General features: G+C 54.9%; 19 protein-coding genes. 14 read left to right on the top strand and 5 right to left on the bottom strand.

What is annotated here, in order from left to right; translation table 11 throughout:
* Window positions 1-213: 213 nt before the first annotated feature.
* Window positions 214-3,183: a SwmB domain-containing protein gene (locus tag KR100_RS07300; protein ID WP_081858885.1), complete on the top strand. Its 2,970-nt coding sequence runs from the start codon at window positions 214-216 to the stop codon at window positions 3,181-3,183.
* A 210-nt stretch (window positions 3,184-3,393) separates the two neighbouring features.
* Here KR100_RS07300 and KR100_RS07295 read toward each other — a convergent pair whose 3' ends face one another.
* Genes KR100_RS07295 through KR100_RS07285 form a run of 3 tightly spaced genes read right to left on the bottom strand, consistent with a single transcriptional unit; the run spans window position 3,394 to window position 6,367 of the window.
* The gene (locus tag KR100_RS07295) at window positions 3,394-4,500 is read right to left on the bottom strand and encodes a type III polyketide synthase (protein ID WP_038544440.1); all 1,107 of its coding nucleotides are present in this window, start codon (window positions 4,498-4,500) and stop codon (window positions 3,394-3,396) included.
* A 3-nt stretch (window positions 4,501-4,503) separates the two neighbouring features.
* Complete coding sequence (locus KR100_RS07290; protein ID WP_038544438.1) at window positions 4,504-5,649, bottom strand: NAD(P)/FAD-dependent oxidoreductase; 1,146 nt, start codon at window positions 5,647-5,649, stop codon at window positions 4,504-4,506.
* A 1-nt stretch (window position 5,650) separates the two neighbouring features.
* Window positions 5,651-6,367 (bottom strand): class I SAM-dependent methyltransferase, encoded by a 717-nt coding sequence (locus KR100_RS07285; RefSeq protein ID WP_038544436.1) that lies wholly within the window; start codon window positions 6,365-6,367, stop codon window positions 5,651-5,653.
* Between the two features lie 221 nt (window positions 6,368-6,588).
* On the opposite strand from KR100_RS07285, the gene KR100_RS07280 reads away from it, so the two are divergent.
* The 8 genes from KR100_RS07280 (at window position 6,589) to KR100_RS07245 (ending at window position 13,025) form a co-directional block, all read left to right on the top strand.
* Entirely contained in the window at window positions 6,589-7,896 is a 1,308-nt protein-coding gene (locus tag KR100_RS07280) for an FAD-binding oxidoreductase (protein ID WP_038544433.1), read from the top strand.
* A 526-nt stretch (window positions 7,897-8,422) separates the two neighbouring features.
* Window positions 8,423-8,641 carry a hypothetical protein gene (locus KR100_RS07275; RefSeq protein WP_038544431.1) on the top strand — a complete coding sequence of 73 codons (219 nt, stop codon included), beginning with the start codon at window positions 8,423-8,425 and terminating at the stop codon, window positions 8,639-8,641.
* Between the two features lie 291 nt (window positions 8,642-8,932).
* Window positions 8,933-9,304, top strand: coding sequence for a DUF3721 domain-containing protein (locus KR100_RS17025; protein ID WP_369793785.1), 372 nt, complete (start codon window positions 8,933-8,935; stop codon window positions 9,302-9,304).
* A gap of 248 nt (window positions 9,305-9,552) precedes the next feature.
* Window positions 9,553-10,149, top strand: a complete 597-nt coding sequence (locus tag KR100_RS07265; RefSeq protein WP_038544429.1) for a hypothetical protein — start codon at window positions 9,553-9,555, stop codon at window positions 10,147-10,149.
* A 189-nt stretch (window positions 10,150-10,338) separates the two neighbouring features.
* Window positions 10,339-11,121 (top strand): ATPase, encoded by a 783-nt coding sequence (locus tag KR100_RS07260; protein WP_038544427.1) that lies wholly within the window; start codon window positions 10,339-10,341, stop codon window positions 11,119-11,121.
* Between the two features lie 5 nt (window positions 11,122-11,126).
* Entirely contained in the window at window positions 11,127-11,942 is an 816-nt protein-coding gene (locus KR100_RS07255) for a metallophosphoesterase (RefSeq protein ID WP_038544425.1), read from the top strand.
* Window positions 11,942-12,655 (top strand): hypothetical protein, encoded by a 714-nt coding sequence (locus tag KR100_RS07250; protein WP_038544423.1) that lies wholly within the window; start codon window positions 11,942-11,944, stop codon window positions 12,653-12,655. Before KR100_RS07255 ends, KR100_RS07250 begins: the two co-directional genes overlap by 1 nt.
* Before the next feature lie 151 nt (window positions 12,656-12,806).
* Window positions 12,807-13,025 carry a hypothetical protein gene (locus tag KR100_RS07245; protein ID WP_204207654.1) on the top strand — a complete coding sequence of 73 codons (219 nt, stop codon included), beginning with the start codon at window positions 12,807-12,809 and terminating at the stop codon, window positions 13,023-13,025.
* A 73-nt stretch (window positions 13,026-13,098) separates the two neighbouring features.
* Here the strand turns inward: KR100_RS07245 and KR100_RS16985 are convergent, their stop codons facing one another.
* Both KR100_RS16985 and KR100_RS07235 read right to left on the bottom strand, forming a co-directional pair.
* Window positions 13,099-13,677 carry a calcium-binding protein gene (locus KR100_RS16985; protein WP_051847376.1) on the bottom strand — a complete coding sequence of 193 codons (579 nt, stop codon included), beginning with the start codon at window positions 13,675-13,677 and terminating at the stop codon, window positions 13,099-13,101.
* Between the two features lie 155 nt (window positions 13,678-13,832).
* Window positions 13,833-14,543 (bottom strand): 16S rRNA (uracil(1498)-N(3))-methyltransferase, encoded by a 711-nt coding sequence (locus KR100_RS07235; protein ID WP_038544419.1) that lies wholly within the window; start codon window positions 14,541-14,543, stop codon window positions 13,833-13,835.
* A 75-nt stretch (window positions 14,544-14,618) separates the two neighbouring features.
* Between KR100_RS07235 and KR100_RS16315 the strand changes: the two genes are divergently transcribed.
* From KR100_RS16315 to asnB, 5 genes are all read left to right on the top strand, one after another.
* Window positions 14,619-14,765 carry a hypothetical protein gene (locus KR100_RS16315; protein ID WP_162176436.1) on the top strand — a complete coding sequence of 49 codons (147 nt, stop codon included), beginning with the start codon at window positions 14,619-14,621 and terminating at the stop codon, window positions 14,763-14,765.
* 4 nt (window positions 14,766-14,769) lie between these two features.
* Window positions 14,770-16,209 carry a sodium:solute symporter family protein gene (locus tag KR100_RS07230; protein ID WP_038544418.1) on the top strand — a complete coding sequence of 480 codons (1,440 nt, stop codon included), beginning with the start codon at window positions 14,770-14,772 and terminating at the stop codon, window positions 16,207-16,209.
* Between the two features lie 8 nt (window positions 16,210-16,217).
* A complete protein-coding gene (locus KR100_RS16925) occupies window positions 16,218-16,349 on the top strand; it encodes a hypothetical protein (RefSeq protein ID WP_255347471.1) in 132 nt (43 codons plus the stop codon).
* Between the two features lie 282 nt (window positions 16,350-16,631).
* Entirely contained in the window at window positions 16,632-17,747 is a 1,116-nt protein-coding gene (locus tag KR100_RS07225) for an aspartate carbamoyltransferase (protein WP_038544416.1), read from the top strand.
* Between the two features lie 10 nt (window positions 17,748-17,757).
* Window positions 17,758-19,782 (top strand): asparagine synthase (glutamine-hydrolyzing), encoded by a 2,025-nt coding sequence (asnB, locus tag KR100_RS07220; RefSeq protein ID WP_038544414.1) that lies wholly within the window; start codon window positions 17,758-17,760, stop codon window positions 19,780-19,782.
* The last annotated feature ends 76 nt before the right edge of the window (window positions 19,783-19,858 follow it).

Raw genomic sequence — 19,858 nt, 5'->3', positions numbered from 1 at the left:
TACGAGATCATCAAAACGAATCAATACTGAATAGGAGGTAACACTTATTAGCAAATAGCTAAACTCAGTCGCATAGGGGAGGATACCAATAGATGGCCGGCCTGGTTGAAGAAGCCTGGCACAAAAACTACTATTCATGTAATCACACAATTTAAAATGGACATTACATTGATCGAGTAGAATGGAGTTAGGAACGATCAAGTTAAAGACATCATGGCCCGTCCTACTCTCAATCCGTCTTTCACTCCAAGATTCGCTGGGATCCGGGCCGACACAGCAAAACCCTCAGGAGTGACAGGCACACCCGTTTCGGACTTGATCAGATCAGGCGGAAGCGAGAACAACTTCAAAGATCCCGACGGAGATCCTCCTGCCATCGCCATTATCGGGACGAATCTTCACGGTGGAACCCTCTATTACTCCACTGACAACGGCAGCTCATGGACAGATGTCGGTCCCGTTGGTGTGAATTCAGCCCGTGTCCTCTACAGCGACAACAAGACGCGGCTTGCTTATAGACCCGTTGGCAATTTCACTGGCACGATCGACGACCTGATCAGCTTCAAAGCCTGGGATCGCCGCGGTGGCATCGCCAATGGGGCGGGATCGATTGCGACAACCCCGTCTCTGATCAGCACAACCAAATACGAGATGTGCAGTGGCAGAGGTGTCAGCATATCTGCCGATGACAATTACGCATTCGTGAGCTGCGGATGGGAAGGCCTACAAATTTTCAATATCAAAAATAATGACGACCTTACATTCACGGCCGCCCTCGAAAACAATAATAAATTTCAAGTTGGCGTTGTCCTATCAGCCGACGGCAAGTCAGCCTATCTCACGAACAGATACGGAGATCTACAAATTGTAGACGTCAGTGACCCTAAAAACCCAACAAAGACCGGCACAATTAATACGAGGGTGGGCTACCAAAGCGGCACCCTGTCGGCTGATGGCAAAACAATCTTTATCGGCAGCAACTCTCCTGAAGAACTCAAAGCAGTCGACGTCAGTAACACCTACAACCCAGAGCTGATATCAACCTTCAGCCTCAATGGTAATGACGTCAATGGCATCACATTATCCGCCGATGGCAGCACTGCCTTCATTGCCAATGGCTACAGTGGATTGAGTATCGTTGATGTCAGCAACCCAGCCACTCCAGAACTCACAGGGAGCCTCGACTTTTCGGACTCCACAGATAGCTATGCCTATGACGTGAGCCTTAGCGCTGACGGCAAGACTGCTTTTCTAGCCGATGGAGCTGGCCTGCAAATAGTCAATGTCAGTGAGCCTGCCAAGCCGACGCTCACAGCCAGCTTCGACACACCTGGTGATGCTCAAGACGTCAACCTGTCGACGGACGGCAACACCGCCTTTATCGCGGATGGCAGCAGCGGATTGCAGATCATCGATGTCAATGATCGTGCCAATCCAACACTGATAGAGAGCTTCGGTCGACCCCTGAATGGAGAGGGTTTTCTTGCTGTTAGGCAGGTAGCCCTTTCATCTGACAACAACACTGCTTATTTAATCAGAGGACAGGAGGGTCTACAAAGTATTGATATAAGCTCCCTGCAACTTTTTTCCAGAGCTCAAGATACTGCAGAGATCGTTATTGGCTCCATAAAGCCAGCAAATTTTCTAGCTGCTAAGACGATTTTGACCGGTCGCAAAATCCTTCTCACATACGACAAAAAACTTTCAAACCTGACAGCTTCCGAGTCAGACTTTTCAATCATATCTGATGGAGTTTCCAAACAGCTGACAAACGTTTCAGTTAAAAACAACACTGTCAAACTTACACTCGCTTCACCAATTCGAAAGGGGCAGAGCGTGACAATTGCCTACAGCGATCCGAGCCCTGCAGATGATGCCAACGCCATTCAAGACAGGGATGGCAATGACGTTGCATCTCTCAGCGACATCGTAGTAACCAACAATTCATCAATCGATGGAGTAGCACCAACATTCAGATCAGCCTCAACCAATGCTGCTGGCAGTAAAGTGTTACTCACTTATGATGAGAAACTCTCAGCAAAAACAGCTCGGAACAATGATTTCAGCGTTCGATCCAATGGCACTTCAAACAATGTGACCGCTGTCACTGTTAAGGATGCAACGATCAAGCTAACCCTCGCCGCAACTGTCAATCGAGGACAGTCCGTCACCATTGCCTATACCGATCCAAGCCCTGCAGATGATGTCGATGCCATTCAAGACAGGAATGGCAATGACGTTGCCTCTCTCAGCGAAATCGCAGTAACCAACAATTCAATAGGCGATGGAACAGCGCCAACATTCAGATCAGCCTCCACCAATGTTGCTGGCAATAAAGTATTACTCAACTTCGATGAGAAGCTTTCTGCAAAAACAGCGCAAAACAATGACTTCAGCGTTCGATCCAATGGCACTTCAAACAATGTGACCACTGTCACCGTTAATGATGCCACGATCAAGCTCACCCTTGCATCACCAATTGAAAAGGAACAGGCCGTCACCGTTGCCTACACCGATCCAAGCCCTGCAGATGATGCCGATGCCATACAAGATCGGAAAGGCAATGACGTTGCATCCCTTGGTGAAACGGCCGTGACCAACAACTCCATGACAATCACTGAACCAACGATACTCAAAACAACGTTTGCTGACATGTCACGCAGGCAAGTCAAACAACTCACACTCAAGGAGATTAAACGAGTCTCAAAGTCTGATCTGTCTGATCTCAAACCAAATGCAGTCAAAGGATTATCGGCAAAACAAATAGCCCGCTTATCCGGCCATGTCGTCTCAGGAATGAACCTAAAACAACTGAGCAAGCTGACAAAGGATGCCATAACAGGCTTCAAAAAAGGCCACCTCAAAACATTCAACGGCGAAGAACTGTCCATATTCAAGCCAAATGTTCTCAAAAAGCTTGATGCTGATAACATTACTGGCTTGAAGTCTTCGTCACTGGACGCATTGAGTAAGCGTCAGGCCAGGGCGTTCAAACAAAGCCAGCTCAAGGAACTGAGCAAAAAGCAGATCAATAAGGCAAATGACTTCATTGACAACCTGACCAAAAAACAGAGGTCTGTTTTGCCTTTCACAGACAATAGGCAAGCAAAGCTGATGGCTGACCCGTTTAATGCTCTTGATGATGAAATGGCATTAATAACAGTAGAAAATACCATTCCCTAAATCCTCGCAATCTGAGACCTCTGAGTAAAACAGCAGCAGGGACGCCGTACAGGAGTTGAAATCACGATTCTGCCCGGTGGTGCTGCCTCTCTGCAGACCGTTTGAAACAGGCCCAGAGCCAATGGCATCGACCGGACCACAGCAGAAACAGCCGTCAATCACGTGTCAATCAAGGTTCTGTTGCCTCGGTATGACGGATGAGCTGAGCTGTTACGTCGATCCTTCCCGATGAACAAGATCAAACAGAGCAACTTCCGCGCTCAATCCAGGGCCGAACGCGAGGGCGAGGCAAGGCCCTGCTGACGACCGTCGACGTAGGCGCTCAAGGATGAACAGGATCGTCGCCGACGACATGTTGCCATGCTCTTCAAGAACGCCTCTGGATTCGATCAGAAGCTTCGGATCCAGCGACAAAACCTCTGAACAGGTCGAGAGAATTCTCGGACCACCTGGATGCACAGCCCAGCTGGTCACCGCATCAAGGTCGATGGCCTGACCCTTCAGCCAGCCACGCAACCAAGGCAACAAAGCTGCCCCCACCACGTCGGGAACCCGTGGAGACAGACCCATTGCAAATCCGTGATCTCCGATCTCCCAGTGCATCAGATCGGCACTGTCAGGAATCACCGTCGAGCCACTGGCTCGCAACACCAGGGTCGGATCGGAGCAGGACGGTTTGGCGGAGGCGACGACGGCAGCAGCACCATCGGCAAACAAACCATTGGCGACAACCTTCTCCGGGTGCCATCCATACGCCATATGAAGACTGCAGAGCTCGACGGCGCAGAGGAGGACCACCGCTTTGGGATCCATCTCGGCAAAGGCATGGGCCACACGCATGCCATTCAGTGCGCCGTGGCAACCCATGAATCCGATGTGTGTGCGCTGAACACTCGGAGCCAGCTCAAGCTTGTCGATCAGGAACAGATCAACGCCGGGTGATTGAAAACCGGTGCAACTGACCGTCACAAGGTGGGTGATCGCCCCTGGGGAGATCATGCTGTCGCTGAGCGCTTTCGACGCGGCCTCCAGCGCCAGCGGACCGGCATGGGCCTCAAAAGCCTGCATCCGCTGGGCTGTTCCAGGACTTTCGGAGCCGTAGAAGCTGAGCCGCTCCTGGATCGCGCCGCGATCGGCATCCTTATCGAGCAGCACACTCCCTCGGCTCAGAACCTTGGTTTTCTGGTAGATGCGAGACATCAGCCTTTTCTGTTCGGGGCTCTCGGCATTGATCCGATGCGCCACTTGCACCGCCTCTGTCTGACTCAGTTGCTGGGGTGGAACCGCCGTGCCGATGCCATGAAGTGTGAGAGGCATGGATCAGTGGCTCGCCAGCAGGGGGGAGACCTGATTGAGGCTGCTGATGATGCGCTGCGGTATGGCAGGCCATTGGCTTCCCGCCCTGAACAACGCATGTATCGCAAGAGGATGTCGCAACAACGTCGACAACAAACCGCAGAGACGCTGCCGACGGATCGTCAGTGTCTCCAGCCTCCTCTGCCAGCGATGCTCGAGATCCGTTGTCCACTCGCCCTGGGCTTCCTGCACGAAAGGAGCCACAGCCGCCCCTGCGGCGAGAGCCCAGGCCATTCCCTCTCCAGTGAAGGGTTCCACATAGCCGGTGGAATCGCCCAGCAACAGGAAGCGATCGCCTGAGAAGACGTCAGCACGACGGGTCAACGCAGAAGTCAACTGCCAACGGGATGTCTCCAGTGAATGAGGCAAAGGGAAGCCGGCTTGCCGGAGAACCAGTTCTGCCGCGTGAGTGACACCTCCAGACGATTGAACAGCAGTGCGGTCGAAGGCGGCTGCAAGGTTGAGAGCACCATCCTCACGGCGTACCAAACCGACGTATCCACTCCGGCCGATGGCCATATGAATGGCCCCGGACTCGAAAAGACCATCCTCATCACTGATCAGACAGCCCGCCCCAATCCTCGACCCAGGTGTGCTGTCAGCGCTGGCTGGGTGCGACGTTGCCAAGACCTGATGCTGCAAGCCGGCTGCGACGAGCACCACACGGGCCTGGATCCGCTCAGCTGAAGCGCCGCCAGCCGGTCTTAGCCGCACCATGCGACCCAGTGCAGACATCTCCTCCAGAACAGCGCCGGTTTGGAATCGCACGGTCGCACCTGCCGCCTGGGCCGCGTTGACCAGAGCCTGATCAAAGCGCTCCCGCGAGAGTGCCCAACCGCCTGGCAACGCCAGGTTGAGCGTTCTGCCACCCCAGCCAAGACGAAGCTGATCAAGGGGAACTGCACCCTGATCAGAAAACAGATTCGGAAGTCCTGCGGCTGTCAGTGCAGCCATGGCGTTGGCATTGAAGCAACAGCCACAGACCTTCCATCGCGGAAACGAGCGTTTCTCCACGAGCAGAACCCGCAAACCACGACGTGCGCAATCAAAGGCCGCAAGACCACCGGCAACCCCTGCCCCGATCACGATCACATCCCAACTGTTTGGCATCTCAGCGGGGTCTCCAGCTCAGCAGATAACGCTCTGGCCAGGTTTGCTCCAGGACAGGAGCGTTCAAACCAGCCTGAGACGCGAACTGGAGGATCTCCCCGGGAGTGAAGGCTGCCTGGACAGACAAGGGGCCATCGTGGTGAACGACCCAGGAGCGGCTGAGTAAACGCGTGCCCATCCAGGCCAAGGAGTAACCGAGACGACTTCTGATCAGGTCGTCGACAAGGACCAGACGCCTTGCCCTGGCGGCCATCCCTGTCAGAAGTCGGACCACTTCGGGAGGATCGAGATGATGGGCAAACAGCGTGCAATACACCACATCGAATTGTTCGGATCCAGGCGGATCAAGAGCATCCGCAACGAACACATCAACATCGCTCTGCGATCGGGCCACATTGCGCCGTGCGATCCGCACCGCTTCGGGATTGAGGTCGCAGGCATGAATCGTGATGCCCACATGGCGTCTTCGTGCCAGCTCAGCCAGCTCAATCGCCGTATCACCTCCTCCACAAGCCAGCTCAAGCACGCTCAGCTGAGCCGATGGGGTTTCACGCGTAAGCGTCTCGACGTGACGGAACAGACCCGGCACGCAACGACTGATGGCATTGATCCGTCGCAACCCCTGAAGAGCTTGATCGTGGGCGACTGGATCAAGACCAGGTTGATCCATCACCTCCGGCTGCCGATCACGCTGCATGGGGGCCAGGCCCAAGAACATCCGTGGATGCGAATAGGCAGCTCACCATAGGCAGGACGCATCAGGAACCACTGAACAGAAGAGTATGGTCGCGAATAAATTCAGCCTGAATATCAGGACGACTCAGCCAGGGATGCCAACAACATCCAAGTAAAACTTATTGATTCGATGTTGGAACCTTCAAGACAACTTGAGGTGCATGAAAGAAAAAGATATGAGAGGAAAAGACGAGGATCAGAAAAGTGCAGCATCGTTATGACGTCGTTGTCGTCGGCGGGGGAACGACAGGAGCAGCAGCTGCGTACCACCTCAGCGAAGCAGGGGTGAACAACATGCTCTGCCTCGAAATGGGGCGACCAGGGGAAGGGCGAACACAGCCTGAACAGGTTCCAGACGAAACGCCACTGGTCGCCAGCGATGAATCCGTTTACGTACCAAATTTCAGCGGCTCAAGGGTGTTTGAAGGCGGGCCAAAAGGGCCAAGAACGATCAAAATGATTGCGACTCTGCCTCCATACGTAATGTTGGATGGCTTCGCAGACTTATTTGGATGGGATGGAGTAAAAACTTTTCTGGATCTTTCTCAACATGGCCTAAAGCTACAAGTTGACTTAGCCAATCGGTACCTACCAGATCCGCAGCAACAGATCAAACAGGATGGTTCATTAATGGTCTGCGAGGCCGACCAAGCCAGCCGACTGAAGCAGGAGTTTGAGTTTCTTCAGAAGTTGGATTGCCCCTGCGAATGGTGGTATGAAGAACAAGTGATTGAGGTCCAGGGCTCCGCCGCTGGCTATGTGGCAGGAATCTGGTTCCCTCAGCATGCACGAATTGATTCCGTCACCTATGCCAAGGTTCTGTTGGATGCCGCGGTCCAGTCTGGTTCACTCACACTCAAGCAGGAATGCTCCCCAGTCGTTGATGTAAAAGATTCAGAGGCAGGCGATCATGTTGTGATCCAATTGGCTGATGGCGAATTGATTCAAGCCAGCCAGGCAATCGTCGCGACAGGCGGAATGTATATGGATAAATTGCTAGCCGGAATATTAACACCTCGATACAGCTATCTCGCTGCACTTCCGCACAGAGATCCAGGACCGATGGGTGGAATGCAGGCACCCAATTCAGCGAATTTTTTCACACTAGGTTTTTCACATGATTGGTGCGTTACAGACAATTTCGTTCGAATCAGCGGCGAAGATCATTACAGCGGCTTGAAAAGCCCACGAGCCAAACAACGTTGTGGACGGCTTGCCCAATGGGGTTGGGAAAAGTATCCCTACCTTGAATTTGGAGCTGACTACCCATCCACCTACGGGATTTACTCAGAAACACCAGATTACATGCCACTTGTTGGAAAGCCAGACTCCAGCAGCAGGGTTTGCTACATGGTTGGCTGCAACGCCTGGGGACAGGCCTCACTTTCAGCCGCCGCCGCTCTGGCACCGGCCTTACTCGGGTACCGCGAGATGTCTGAGCTCGAGCAATCCACCGCCGATTTGTTTTCGATCCGCCGCTTTTCGGCACGCTCAACCTCTCCGAGCTTGTAGAAGAGGAGCCTGATTTAATTAAAACGTAATACATATATTATGGTTGATTTGCGTTATCTACAATGCCTAAGATATTGCTCTAAAACTCATCTGACCTGATCATAGACGCAAGCGACGGTGAGTCCTTCAACTCCACCAAATGACGAGTGCGTTGGGTTAAATATCTGGTCTGATCTGACATGGCAGCCAATTAGAGGGTGCACCCTCAGTCAATGCATCAGTGCTCGGGATTGGCAACCAGGAGATAGCTGCTTGGCAGCCATCGATGCGGATGGAGGCATTCGTGCGTGGAATTTTTAAAGCCAGTTGATCAATTGATCTCCAGATAAGTGGCAGCAATCGAAAAGAGGCTTGCCGTGCGAAGAACAAACAAACAACAGCCTGTTCGACTCGATGATGACAAAAAAGTGGCAACCGATACATCCGTCATGACTGTGCCCAAATGAATCGAAGGAATCTGGAAGAAATTCCTATAGTGGCAGGGTCTGAATCTTCAGCCTCAGTCGTCACAACCATCCAACAAGCCATGGCTTCCTTCACCTGGGACGAGTCCACTCTCTCCGCAGACTGTCCGACGCTTGCATCCATGGCGCAACGATTCGAAGATGCAGCGGCCCTGATGCGACAGCTCGATCGAAGTGGTTTTGAACTGGAGCTGCGCCAGGGCAATCGAATCATCAAGCATCAAAACGAACAGATTTTCTCAAGTTTCGGATTTGTTCTTGAGAAAAGCGAAACGGTTTGAATCAAGATCCTTGTGTGATTTCCTGACGCAAAAATTTTTCCTGACGAATTTAAGACATTACGTTGACTTTAGTATTAATTCATCATCTGCATGAATCAATGATGCCAATCATTACATTGCAGTTTCACAATATCATTAGCTAGGGTTTTGGAGTGATAGTCGCTATTGTGCATCTAATCATCGCAGCAAAACATTCAACACAATGACACCGAGTAAAGACAGTCTTTCCAGGCATTCTCAAAGCCAGGGACTGTGTAAGATGGAAAGCGGTTCCGAACAAACAATGCTTGATTGTCGTTAAGCGGTTTCGACCGTCCGGCAGGTTGTGGACGCAAAAATAAAGTATGGTTCCAACCTTCTCCTGAACAAATGGTATTTAAACCAATAAACAAAAGTTTTTTGCACTCCAACACCGTCTCCCTTCTCTCTGCAGCAATGACAACTCTCAAACGACTCGAACAAATTGCTGTCCTAACAGGTCTGGGAGTGCTCACACTGCTTCCACCGCCGGCATTCCCCCATGGGAAGGGTATTTACGATACAAAAGCTGAAGCGGAAAAGCGGGCCCGAGAGATCGGATGCGAGGGTGTGCATGAAAACAACGGCCGCTGGATGCCATGCCTCGACGAAGCCGATCTGCACAAGGCCTTGCGCCGGCAATAGGTCACAACATTGAGGCCGGACCGTCGTTTTCTACGATCGAGCCATCGCCCTCATGCTGGACTCCTCAGCAACCAACCTCGAGGCAATTCTTGCTTGGGAAATGACTCGATTGGGACCATCGTTAAACCATCCTTCTGAGGTGTTGTGCTCGCAAGCTGACACTCATCATTCCAAAACTGAAATCATTGAGTTAAATCCGCAAATTCTTCAGTTCTCTTATCAAGACTATCGAAGTCATAACGTTTGAGATGTTCAAGTCTTTTATTCAGCTGTCCCTCGTCGCTGCAGCGTCCCTGTCATCCGTCGCCATTCATAGTGCGGCTGCTGATGCGAAGCCTGCCGTGATGGCAGACAACATCAGCGTCACAGAAGTGAAAGCGGCTCAGGAAGGTTGGTGCGAAGCCCTCCTGGCGATCAGCAAAGCTCACAACGATGGGGGAATCGCCAAATCCAAGCCGTTGGCAGGAGAGATCATCGACGCGGCCTACGGTTACCAGTTTGGTCCTGTGGCCTTCAAACCAACCTGGGCCAAAGGCGACACCACATTTCGTGAAACACGCAGCGGTGCCTTGTCGTATTTCATTGGCGAAGACCCAGCCTTTGATGATTCCGGATTCGCGATCGGCACCCCTGGGGACAACCGCAGCCCCTGGGTGAAGTGTGTGCCCGAAATCTTCGTCATCCAGAGCTTCGGTAACACCGCCAATGCCATGGGTTGGGTGCACCTCGAAGCCGCCGATGGAACCATGAGCAAGGTGGACAAAACCTTCGGGTATCTACGAGATGACAACGGCGCGCTTCGCATCGTTGTGCATCACTCCTCCACACCCTTCGCGGGTTACTGAGTCAAGATGTGGACCGAGGTTCAAGGTTCACCCCTTGGTCCTCTTCTGCCAACGATGCAAAGAGAGTCCTGTCCTCCCAAGCCTCACAAGTGAGGCGAGGGAGTGGACAAGCAGGGACAAAGACCAACAGAATGAGAATGATTCCCACTTTTGGGACGTCACTTCCTCGTCCTCAGCAGACAGACGGCCATGGGCACAACCTGGTTGATCGCGGGACCACCTGGCTGCGGCAAAACCACCTGGATCCGCAACAAGTTGAAAAGCCACAAAGGAAGCTGCGGATATCTGCGACTGGAGGTTCCTTCGCAACATGGACTGGAGCAGGGGCGTGATCACTGCATCGACCGGACCTGGTTACGCGATCAGATCCCAGATCTGCAGGATTTATCGGATCAGACCGGCAAGGCCGCCGGCGCTGCAAGCAATGCCCTGAACCTCATCGAAGTGCAGCAATTTCAGGCGCCAGCTGCATCCAATCTTGAATCTCTTGATCCAGCGATCCTTCAGCAACTGGATGCCTATCGGCTGCGGCCAGACCGTGTGCTGCACTTCGGCCTGGATCCTGAGCTGATCAACCAGGACACCTTGGCCTTCAACAGGCTGGAGGCCTGGACGCTCGGCCTTCATGACAGCGTCTGGGACCCCGGCAGCCTGAGCAGTTTTTGGTTTGAGTTGGTCAACGGGGCTTACGGCGATGTCTACCGCGCCAAAGCACTGTTCAACCTGCCTGATGGTCGTGGCTTGTTCTGCAACTGGATCGTGAGCCAGCAGGGATCTCAATTTCTGCCACTGGACTCGGTTGAACGTCCGAACGGCCGCCCAAAACGTCAATCAGAGCTGGTGGTGCAAGGCAAAGCGCTCAACGGAATCGGCATCCAGACCACCATCGACGACTGCTTGGTCAGTGATCACGTGTTGGAGATGCATCAGGCGCCGATTCGCGATCAACAACCCCAAGCTGCTCTCAACTAAGTCCAATGGCTCACGCTGTGATCTCCTGCCTGCACGCCAACCTCGCCGCTGTTGAGGCCGTCCTTGACGATATCGACCTCCAGGGGATTGAAACGATGACCTGTCTCGGTGATCTGGTGGGCTATGGACCTCAACCCAATGAAGTGGTGGAGCTGGTGCGCGACCGTGCCATACCCACCTGTCAGGGCTGCTGGGATGAAGACATCATTGATGGCCTCAATGCCTGCGAATGCAGCTACCCATCCCAGCTGGCAGAACGACGCGGTCATCGGGCGCATCACTGGACTGCAGAACGGATGACAGACGACAACAAGGCGTTCCTGGCCAGCCTGCCCATGACCCTGCGGCGTGACCGATTGTTGTTCGTTCATGGCAGCCCCAACAGTCAGCACGAATATCTGCTTCCAGACATGAGTGCCTTTGCTGCGCTTGAGCGGGTCGAGACAGCCGGTGCGGAGACTCTGTTCTGCGGCCATACCCACCAGCCCTACGTCCGGGAACTGAGCAGTGGATCCATTCGAGTCAAAGTTGAACAAGCCGGCAGCAAGGATTGCTCAGAGCACGAGCTCACATTGCCGATGCGTCGCATCGTGAATGCCGGATCTGTGGGAGAGCCGCGCCATGGCAATACGAAGGCGACGTATGTCGTTCACGACGACCGCACTGGAGAGATCACGATCCGGGAAGTGGGATACGACGTCGCCAAAACATGTCAAGCCATCATCGACGTTGGACTGCCTGAAGTCTTTGCCTGGCGGCTGAGCCACGGGTTTGAATACGCCGAGAGGGCTGATGATGCCAGCCACGTGTGTGAGCGATGATGAAACGCTGGGCCCTGGTGAGTGGACTACAGGGAGATCTCAAGCTCTATGAGCAGATCCAACAGCACCTATCGGCACAACGTGGGGTCGATAGCCTGTTTGTATTGGGCGACTTCATCGGCCCTGAGCGCAACTGCAATGCGTTGCTGGATCGACTCCGAAACCCCAGGCGAGGTGATCTCAAACCTGATTGCATCTACGGCTGGTGGGAGGAGCAGCTGCTGGCCGAGCGAGGTTATCGGGGAGATCGCAATGCGCAGGCACTTCGCAAGATCCATGGCGAGAGCGCTGTTCAGTGCTTGTTAAGCAGGGTTGAGGAGAGACATCTTGATTGGATCAACTCCCTGCAATTCGGCTTCATTGAACTGGATTGCGGCCTGATTCATGGCAGCTCTGCTGACATCGGCGACAACCTGACCAGCACGACATCGCCGCTGATCCTGCTGGATCGTCTCACCCGACTGGACGTCAACCGCCTGTTCACAGCACGCAGCGGCCAGCAGTTTCGTCTGGAGCTCACGGGTGGCAGCATTCAGTCAAAGATCAAAGACCATGCGGGCACGAACAGTCAGGACGTCACCGTTCCAAAGCGCAGCGTGATCGGTATTGGTTCAGGGGCGGCCTATACGATCTACAGCCCAGCCCATGATCAAATTGAATTTCACACTGTTGAACGCCAACATATTGTGCGCGGATTTGGCTTGCGCCGCTAAAAGCCAATTGATTGATTCACTCATCAATGGAGCGTTGACACAATGTGATCGATGAGAAAGGGATCACCCATTCCATTCAACGATCGACACCATAAAATTTGCCGTCGGCTGCCGAGAACAATCACCACGATCAATGAATGACCCGAGGGAAATGATTCGAGCCCATGCCCTGTCTGCCCTCGCCGCCCTAAGCAGTCTGAGTTTGATGGTGATCGCACTCTTGCAGATCCCGCAGGCTGTGAAGACGCACCGCTACAACCGCTGCATCGATCGACAGATCGCCATGCGTGCTGAAATCAATCCTCAGGGTGGCCATGTTCCTGGAATGCTCAACTATCTCAAGGCTGTTGAACACTGCGAGGGTTCGTAAAAAGCTGAAGCACAAAAAACCTGGTCAAGAAGACCAGGTTTTGGCAAATATCAACTTAAAAATAATTTAAAGCTTAGTCCCAAATAATCATCTTGTTGGTCAATTTTGTAACTCCATTAAGCTGGGCGACAAATTCGTCATCAAGGCGAATCTCCAAGTTCCCGTTGACAACCTTTGTATCAAAATCATCGAAAAACTTATAATCATCATCAATCTCAAGCTTATCTTTTTTACCGTTGAAATCGTTGATTATTACAAACCCATCGTCATCATCATCAATGACAAAAACATCCTTACCTTTCCCACCCGTGAAGCTATTGTTGCCATCGTCATCTTCGAAATAATCTTTACCCGCACCGCCGATCAAGGTGTCATTGCCATCGTCGCCGTAGAGCTTGTCATTGCCCTGACCACCGTCGAGTTGATCATTTCCCTTATGACCCTGCAAGGTGTCGTTACCATCAAAGCCAGCAACTTTGTCGTTGCCGTCCTTCCCTTCAAGTTTGTCGTCCTTATTGGCACCGTTGAGCGTGTCGTTACCGCCCTGGCCAACAAGCAGAGATGTTTTACCACTCTTGGCAGAGTGCTTTTCAGCCTTGGATGAACCTTCCCAGAAGTAGTCGAAATAGCTTGCAGCGTTGGAGAGACTCATTTAAAAAAAATGACCTATCAAGTTGTAGACACAAACAACACACCGCAGACGCGTTAGATCAAAAAAGCGAACAATCCGTATCAACAGTCGCTCCGAACAACCAAGGCCTAAGCAAATCAAAAATTTTTGACCTGACTTGCCGCCCATTTCCGCACTTATGCACCCAAAGCCAGGACACTCGTCAAGGCCGTATCCACTCTCAAAATGCGAGGACCCAGATGGACGGTTTCGGCGACAACACGCTGCGCCAGTTCAATCTCGAAGGGAACAAAACCACCCTCCGGGCCGATCATCACGACCGCTGGTGCTGAAGCCGCGTCGCCCAGAGGCCTCCTTGCCCCGATTGCCGCAATCCAGCAAGGTCGATCGGCGCAAATCTCCCTGAGCACGTCTTCAACAAAAGGGCGAAACAACAGGTGCTGATGCACCACAGGAGCCACGGTGTCGCGCGAACGCTCCATCCCCGCCTGCAACGCCTCCGCCACCTTGGCCGGTTTCAGCAAAGGGCTTTGCCAGTAACTTTTTTCAACACGAGCGCTGTTGATCAAGTGCAGGTTGGCCACACCAAATTCAGCGACCGTGCGAAAAATCCGGCGCAACATTTTGGGTCGCGGAAGCGCCAGCACGATGTCGAAGCGATGACGAACGGGCGGTGATTGGTGGAGCTGAACGTGAAGTCGCACTGCGCTGTCGCCAATCTCTTCAATCCGCCCCTCCCCTTGTGCACCACCAAGTAAACCAACGCGAATGGTGTCGCCAACAGATGCTCTGAGCACCGCACAGATGTGCTGGCACCGGCGATCCCTGATCATCACGGTGTTGTGATCCAGCCAGAGATCATCCCGATGCAAATGGATGATGTTCATCGCCCAATGACGGGCATCGTTGGTTCGCCTTCATGCAGAAGGCCGTCGGTAGACCCATGGGCTATCTGTTGAAGGTTGTCTGTCGGGAGACGTCGGGTGGATGAAATGGTTTGGGCCGGGGTCATCTTTGCCATTGGAGCTGCGGTGACCTTGGCAACTGCCGCGATGATTCTGAGCGGTCACCAACGGCATCGCCGCAGCCACCGTCGCGAGGTGGGCTGATTCGATGATCCTGCTCACCGCGACGCCATTTCTTGCTCCAGGAATCGCCTGGTTTCTGGTGGTGGCCTTCTCCGTCCTGTGGATTGCCCTCGGCATGGCCTGGGGGCGTCAGGGCCGGGGAGATGCCGACGACTACATGCTCGCTGGCCGCAACATTGGCCTCTCCCTCAGCACCGCAACCCTGATGGCCTCGTGGGTCACGGGAAACACCACCCTTCTGGCACCGGAATTCGGCTACAAAACCGGGCTCTGGGGCATGTTCAGCTATGCCCTGGCAGGACTCGGCCTGATCCTGTTCGCCCCCCTTGCCCTGCGCATCAAGGAGCTGATGCCGAAGGGACGCACCAGTGGGGATTTCATCCGTCTGCGCTATGGCCGGATCACCTGGGTGGTCTTCATGGTGATCACAGCCATCTACACCCTGGGCTTTCTGATGACCCAGGCCATGGGCGCGGGCATTCTTCTCGAGGCACTGTCGGGATTCGACTACCGCCTCGGAATGCTGGTGGTGATCGGGGTGTCCACGATCTACACCCTCTACGGCGGCATGCGAGCCGTGATTGGAACCGATTTCATCCAATCGCTGCTGATCATGGGCTTGCTGGTGCTCGTGGCCGTGCTGGCCTTCCGGCAGTTTCCGATCCCTGAGGTCCACGCCGAGCTCAGCAGCAACCATCCCGGTCATCTCAACCTGCTGTTGCCTGCGGGACTGTTGATCGCTTGGAACTCCGCCCTGTTTTCGATGGGGGAGGTGTTCCACAACAACATCTGGTGGTCGCGGGTGTTCGCCAGCCGCCGGTCCGTGGTGATGCCGTCCTTCCTGCTGGGGGGACTGGCCTGGATGAGCGTGCCCCTTGTCACAGGATCGATCGGGCTCGTCGCCCTGGCCCGCAACCTGGACCTGCCCCAGGTGAACATGGTGTTTCCCGTGATGGCCGCTGATCTTCTGGGAGCTGGAGGAGCGGCCTTGGTGTTTGTGGTGGTGTTCGCGTCCCTCACCTCCACCTTGGATTCCCTGCTGGCCTCCACGGCCGATTTGCTGGCTGAGGATGTGTTTCTGCACCTGTTGCGGCCCCAGGCCAGCGACGCCCAGCTGAAATTGGCGACCCGCTGGATCGTGGTCGGCCTCGCCGTGGCCACCCTGGCCCTGTCCTGGCCAAGGCTCGATTCCCTGGCCAGCGTCCTGTTCTTCACCGGAGCCCTCGTGGCGTCCACCATCTGGCCGGTGGCCTGCGGCCTGTACTGGACGAGTGCCAACCGCCATGGAGCGATCCTGGCCATGGTGGCGGGGAGCGTCGTGGGTCTGCTGGCCTACAACCTGATCGCTCCGTACTGCGCCGCCGTCTTTTCAGCCGCTGTCTCTGCGGCTGTGATGGCTGGCTGGAGTGCTTGTCAACCGGAATCGTTCCAGTGGAGTCAACTCAACGCAGGAGATGAGGTATGAGAACACTGATGACAACCTGGATCGCAGATGAGTCCCTGTTCCAGTGGATCGTGGCTGGCAGTCAGGTGATCCTGGCCCTGTCGGTGCTGACGCTGCTGTTGATCTGGTGGATTGAATTCCGTAACGGCAAGGTCTGGTGACCAGGGCATCGAAAGCAGCCGATGGGCAATGAAGCGAATGAACATTGCAGCGGATAAGTAGTGCAGCGGATAAACAGTGCAGCGGATGAACAGCGACCTAAAACGTTCGCCAAGAACACTATGTGCGAAAAGGTTGCTGTATCGCTACAGAATCTGGATTGATTCGGTAAAGAAGGGCACAAAAGCTGGACGTTGGTCCCCCTCTCTGATTAACGGTGAATGAAGACACTTCATCCGCTTGGACGATGCGCCTGATCCGCGCGTCGTTTCGACGGAATGCTTATGAGCCACGTCCATGCCTGTGTGCTCGAGCGGGACACCTCCCCGATTCGATTTGCACCACTAGGACCAGATGTGTTCGGCCGCACCCAGCCGCAGGTTCTGCTCGGCACCATCGAAGAGAAAGGTGAAGCGCTCCTCGATCTGATCGACCAGCACGTGGTCTCGATCATGCCGTTCGAGCCCGAAACCCTGCTGCAGCTGTTCAGGCTGGCCGCGAAATACGAGAGCAACCCTGATCGCTACATCCGCCACAACACGCCGCTGACGGGCAAGATCCTGATCAACGCGTTCTACGAACCGAGTACACGAACCCGATTGTCGTTCGACAGCGCCTGGCATCGTCTCGGTGGCGATTCGATCAACATCACCGATCGCAGCACCACGGGCATCGCCAAGGGCGAATCGCTGGAGGACGTAGCCCACATGTTCAACAACTACGGCGATTGCGTTGTGCTTCGGGACAGCGATCCCACAGCCATCTACAAGATGACGGGCTCCCTGCGGATACCGATCATCAATGCCGGCAATGGCATCGATGAGCATCCAACCCAGGCGATGGCGGACCTGTTCACCATCCTCAAATGGCGTCCCCGCCTTGCCTTGCCGGATGTGGACCCCGCCGACAGGATCCGCATCGGCGTCGTCGGCGTTCCCTCCAAGATGCGCACGGTGCGCTCACTGCTGAGGATCCTCTCGAAATTTCCGGGAATCCTGGAGGAGATCGTGGTCATCCATGACGATCAGGCCGATCCGGTGGACACCTTGTTCGAGCCTGGCGAGCTGGAGCTTCTTGAAGCCGCAGGCCTCAACATCCGCATCAGCGGAGACTTGCAGGTGGAGATCCCCCATTTGGATGTCACCTACATCAACGCCATCGCCTGGGTGGGGGATGGCTACAAAGTTCATGGCAATCGCTTCCGCCTGACCAGCGATCTGCCGTTCAAGGAGGGAGCCATCGTGCTCCACCCCCTGGCGAGGGGGCCTGAACTCAGCACCTGCCTGGACGACACACCCCACAACTGGTACTTCAGTCAGGCGCGGGGTGCTGTCTTCCTGCGCATGGCTCTGCTCACCTGCATGGTGGACAGAGCCGACAGGGTGATGGACGTGATCTGAGGAACGAACCATGTGTGGAATCGGGGGCGTTCTCAGCGCACAACCAGATCAGCGGGTCGATCCGCAGCTGCTGGTGAACATGGCAGCGATCCAGGTCCACAGGGGACCGGATGGATTCGGGGTGGAAACCCTCGACGACGCCGGTGTTGGCTTCTGCCATGCCCGTTTGTCGATCATCGATCTCGACGAGAACCGTGCTCGCCAGCCGTTTCTCACCGATGACGGCCAGGTTCTGATGGCTCACAACGGCGAGTTCTACGACTTTCAGCGCATCCGCGCCGATCTCACCGCCCGCGGCGTTCGCTTCCAGACCAAAAGCGATTCCGAGATCCTCCTGCGTCTGTATCAACAGCAAGGGCTGGAAAAAACGCTTCCCTTGCTGCGCGGTGAGTTTGCATTCGCGCTGTTTGATCGGACCGAGGACTGCCTGTATCTCGTCCGTGATCGCTTCGGCATCAAACCGCAGTACTGGAGCCTCACGCCTCAGGGACTGGTGTTCGGCTCGGAGCTGAAGGTGCTGTTTGCCCACCCCGCCGTGGAACGGCGATTCACGTCCGCCGGTCTGTTTCACCAGCTGATGCAGACGATGGTGCCGGGGTCGACGGCCTTCGACGGCGTTCATCAGGTGAAGCCCGGTCATGTGGTGAAGATCCAGCGTTCCGCCAGCGGGCTTGACGTCTCGGAGTGGAAGTACTGGGACATCGACTTTCCCAGACAGGAGGAGCGCGATCGCAGTCTTGACGAAGCCCACCATGTCGCTGCCATTCGCCGCGCATTGTTGGAGGCGGTTGAGTTGCGCATGGTCGCCGACGTGCCTGTTGGCTGTTACCTCTCAGGCGGAATCGACAGCTGTTCGATTCTCGGTCTCGCCTCGGCTGTCAGCCAGAACCCGGTGAAGGCGTTCACCATCGGATTCGATGACAACCGCTACGACGAATCGCCGATCGCCCAGGAGATGGCGGAGTCAACGGGGGCGCAGCAGGATGTGATGCGCCTTTCGGGCAAGGAGCTCTACGGCCACATGGAGCGCACGCTCTGGCACACCGAGCGGACGATCTACAACACCCTGGCCGTGGCCAAATACCTGATGAGTCGCCATGTCAATGCGGTCGACTACAAGGTGGTGATGACCGGTGAGGGATCAGACGAACTGTTCGGCGGCTACCCAGCCTTCCGCCGGGACATGTTCCTGCACGGGCTTGATGCGCTTCCAGACCAGGAGAAAACCGCCTGGGAGGAACTGCTTCAGCAGTCCAATGCTCTTGTGCAGGGAGCGATGCTTTCAGCTGATCAGGTTGATGATCCGGACATCGCTTCGGTGGTGGGCTTCACCCCGAGCTGCCTGCAGCCATGGCTCGCCTGTGCTCCCCATGTCCCGGCACTGCTGGCGAAAGAGCACCGCGACGCTCTCACGGATTATTCACCCGGTCGTGCGATCGCCGACCAACTTGATCCAGAGCAGCTCGAAGGCCGCCACGCCCTCGACAAAGCTCAGTACGTCTGGATCAAAACTATGTTGGAGGGCCAGATCCTCACCTGGGGTGGCGATCGGGTCGATATGGCCAACTCCATGGAAGCCCGGCCAGCTTTTCTCGATCACCACCTCGCGGCAGCGGCGGTTCAGGTTCCACCGGAGTTGCGTATCAAGGGCAAAACGGAGAAATACGTTCTCCGGGAGGCGATGGCCGGACTGCTGCCAGAGGTTCTCTACAGACGCGAGAAATTTGCTTTCATGGCCCCTCCAGCCCATACGGAACCCGAAAAGTGGGAACAGATGCTGAGGCTGGCGGATGACTATCTGAGTGAGGAAGCGATTGAAGCCTCAGGAGTTCTGGATGCCGAGGGGGTTCGCGTGCTGTTTGAGCGCCATCAGGATCCTCTGACGACGGACGCGGAACGGGTGCAGATGGATGCCCTGATCAACCATCTGCTGGGTGTGCAGATGCTGCATCGCATGTTCGTGGCCGCCGATGTACCGGCTCAGGCGCGCGAGATGGCCGATGAACTTGGCTGGAGAGTGCCCGTTCCGGCTTGAATTCAGCCTCTGCGGTCCCTTTCAGCAGTCTTCAGGGTTCCCTAAGGGATAAATCATCTGTCGAAGCGAAAACCGT

Source organism: Synechococcus sp. KORDI-100, assembly GCF_000737535.1.
In the GTDB taxonomy this organism is placed as follows: Bacteria; Cyanobacteriota; Cyanobacteriia; order PCC-6307; family Cyanobiaceae; genus Parasynechococcus.
This window is presented reverse-complemented; position numbering and strand designations above follow the sequence as displayed.

What these genes read in the sequence shown, in the direction of transcription:
- KR100_RS07300 (WP_081858885.1), top strand. Translation starts at nt 214, where the DNA reads ATGGCCCGTCCTACTCTCAATCCGTCTTTCACTCCAAGATTCGCTGGG.
- KR100_RS07295 (WP_038544440.1), bottom strand. Translation starts at nt 4,500, where the DNA reads ATGCCTCTCACACTTCATGGCATCGGCACGGCGGTTCCACCCCAGCAA.
- KR100_RS07290 (WP_038544438.1), bottom strand. Translation starts at nt 5,649, where the DNA reads ATGCCAAACAGTTGGGATGTGATCGTGATCGGGGCAGGGGTTGCCGGT.
- KR100_RS07285 (WP_038544436.1), bottom strand. Translation starts at nt 6,367, where the DNA reads ATGTTCTTGGGCCTGGCCCCCATGCAGCGTGATCGGCAGCCGGAGGTG.
- KR100_RS07275 (WP_038544431.1), top strand. Translation starts at nt 8,423, where the DNA reads ATGGCTTCCTTCACCTGGGACGAGTCCACTCTCTCCGCAGACTGTCCG.
- KR100_RS07265 (WP_038544429.1), top strand. Translation starts at nt 9,553, where the DNA reads ATGTTCAAGTCTTTTATTCAGCTGTCCCTCGTCGCTGCAGCGTCCCTG.
- KR100_RS07260 (WP_038544427.1), top strand. Translation starts at nt 10,339, where the DNA reads ATGGGCACAACCTGGTTGATCGCGGGACCACCTGGCTGCGGCAAAACC.
- KR100_RS07255 (WP_038544425.1), top strand. Translation starts at nt 11,127, where the DNA reads ATGGCTCACGCTGTGATCTCCTGCCTGCACGCCAACCTCGCCGCTGTT.
- KR100_RS07250 (WP_038544423.1), top strand. Translation starts at nt 11,942, where the DNA reads ATGAAACGCTGGGCCCTGGTGAGTGGACTACAGGGAGATCTCAAGCTC.
- KR100_RS07245 (WP_204207654.1), top strand. Translation starts at nt 12,807, where the DNA reads ATGATTCGAGCCCATGCCCTGTCTGCCCTCGCCGCCCTAAGCAGTCTG.
- KR100_RS16985 (WP_051847376.1), bottom strand. Translation starts at nt 13,677, where the DNA reads ATGAGTCTCTCCAACGCTGCAAGCTATTTCGACTACTTCTGGGAAGGT.
- KR100_RS07235 (WP_038544419.1), bottom strand. Translation starts at nt 14,543, where the DNA reads ATGAACATCATCCATTTGCATCGGGATGATCTCTGGCTGGATCACAAC.
- KR100_RS07230 (WP_038544418.1), top strand. Translation starts at nt 14,770, where the DNA reads ATGATCCTGCTCACCGCGACGCCATTTCTTGCTCCAGGAATCGCCTGG.
- KR100_RS16925 (WP_255347471.1), top strand. Translation starts at nt 16,218, where the DNA reads ATGACAACCTGGATCGCAGATGAGTCCCTGTTCCAGTGGATCGTGGCT.
- KR100_RS07225 (WP_038544416.1), top strand. Translation starts at nt 16,632, where the DNA reads ATGAGCCACGTCCATGCCTGTGTGCTCGAGCGGGACACCTCCCCGATT.
- asnB (WP_038544414.1), top strand. Translation starts at nt 17,758, where the DNA reads ATGTGTGGAATCGGGGGCGTTCTCAGCGCACAACCAGATCAGCGGGTC.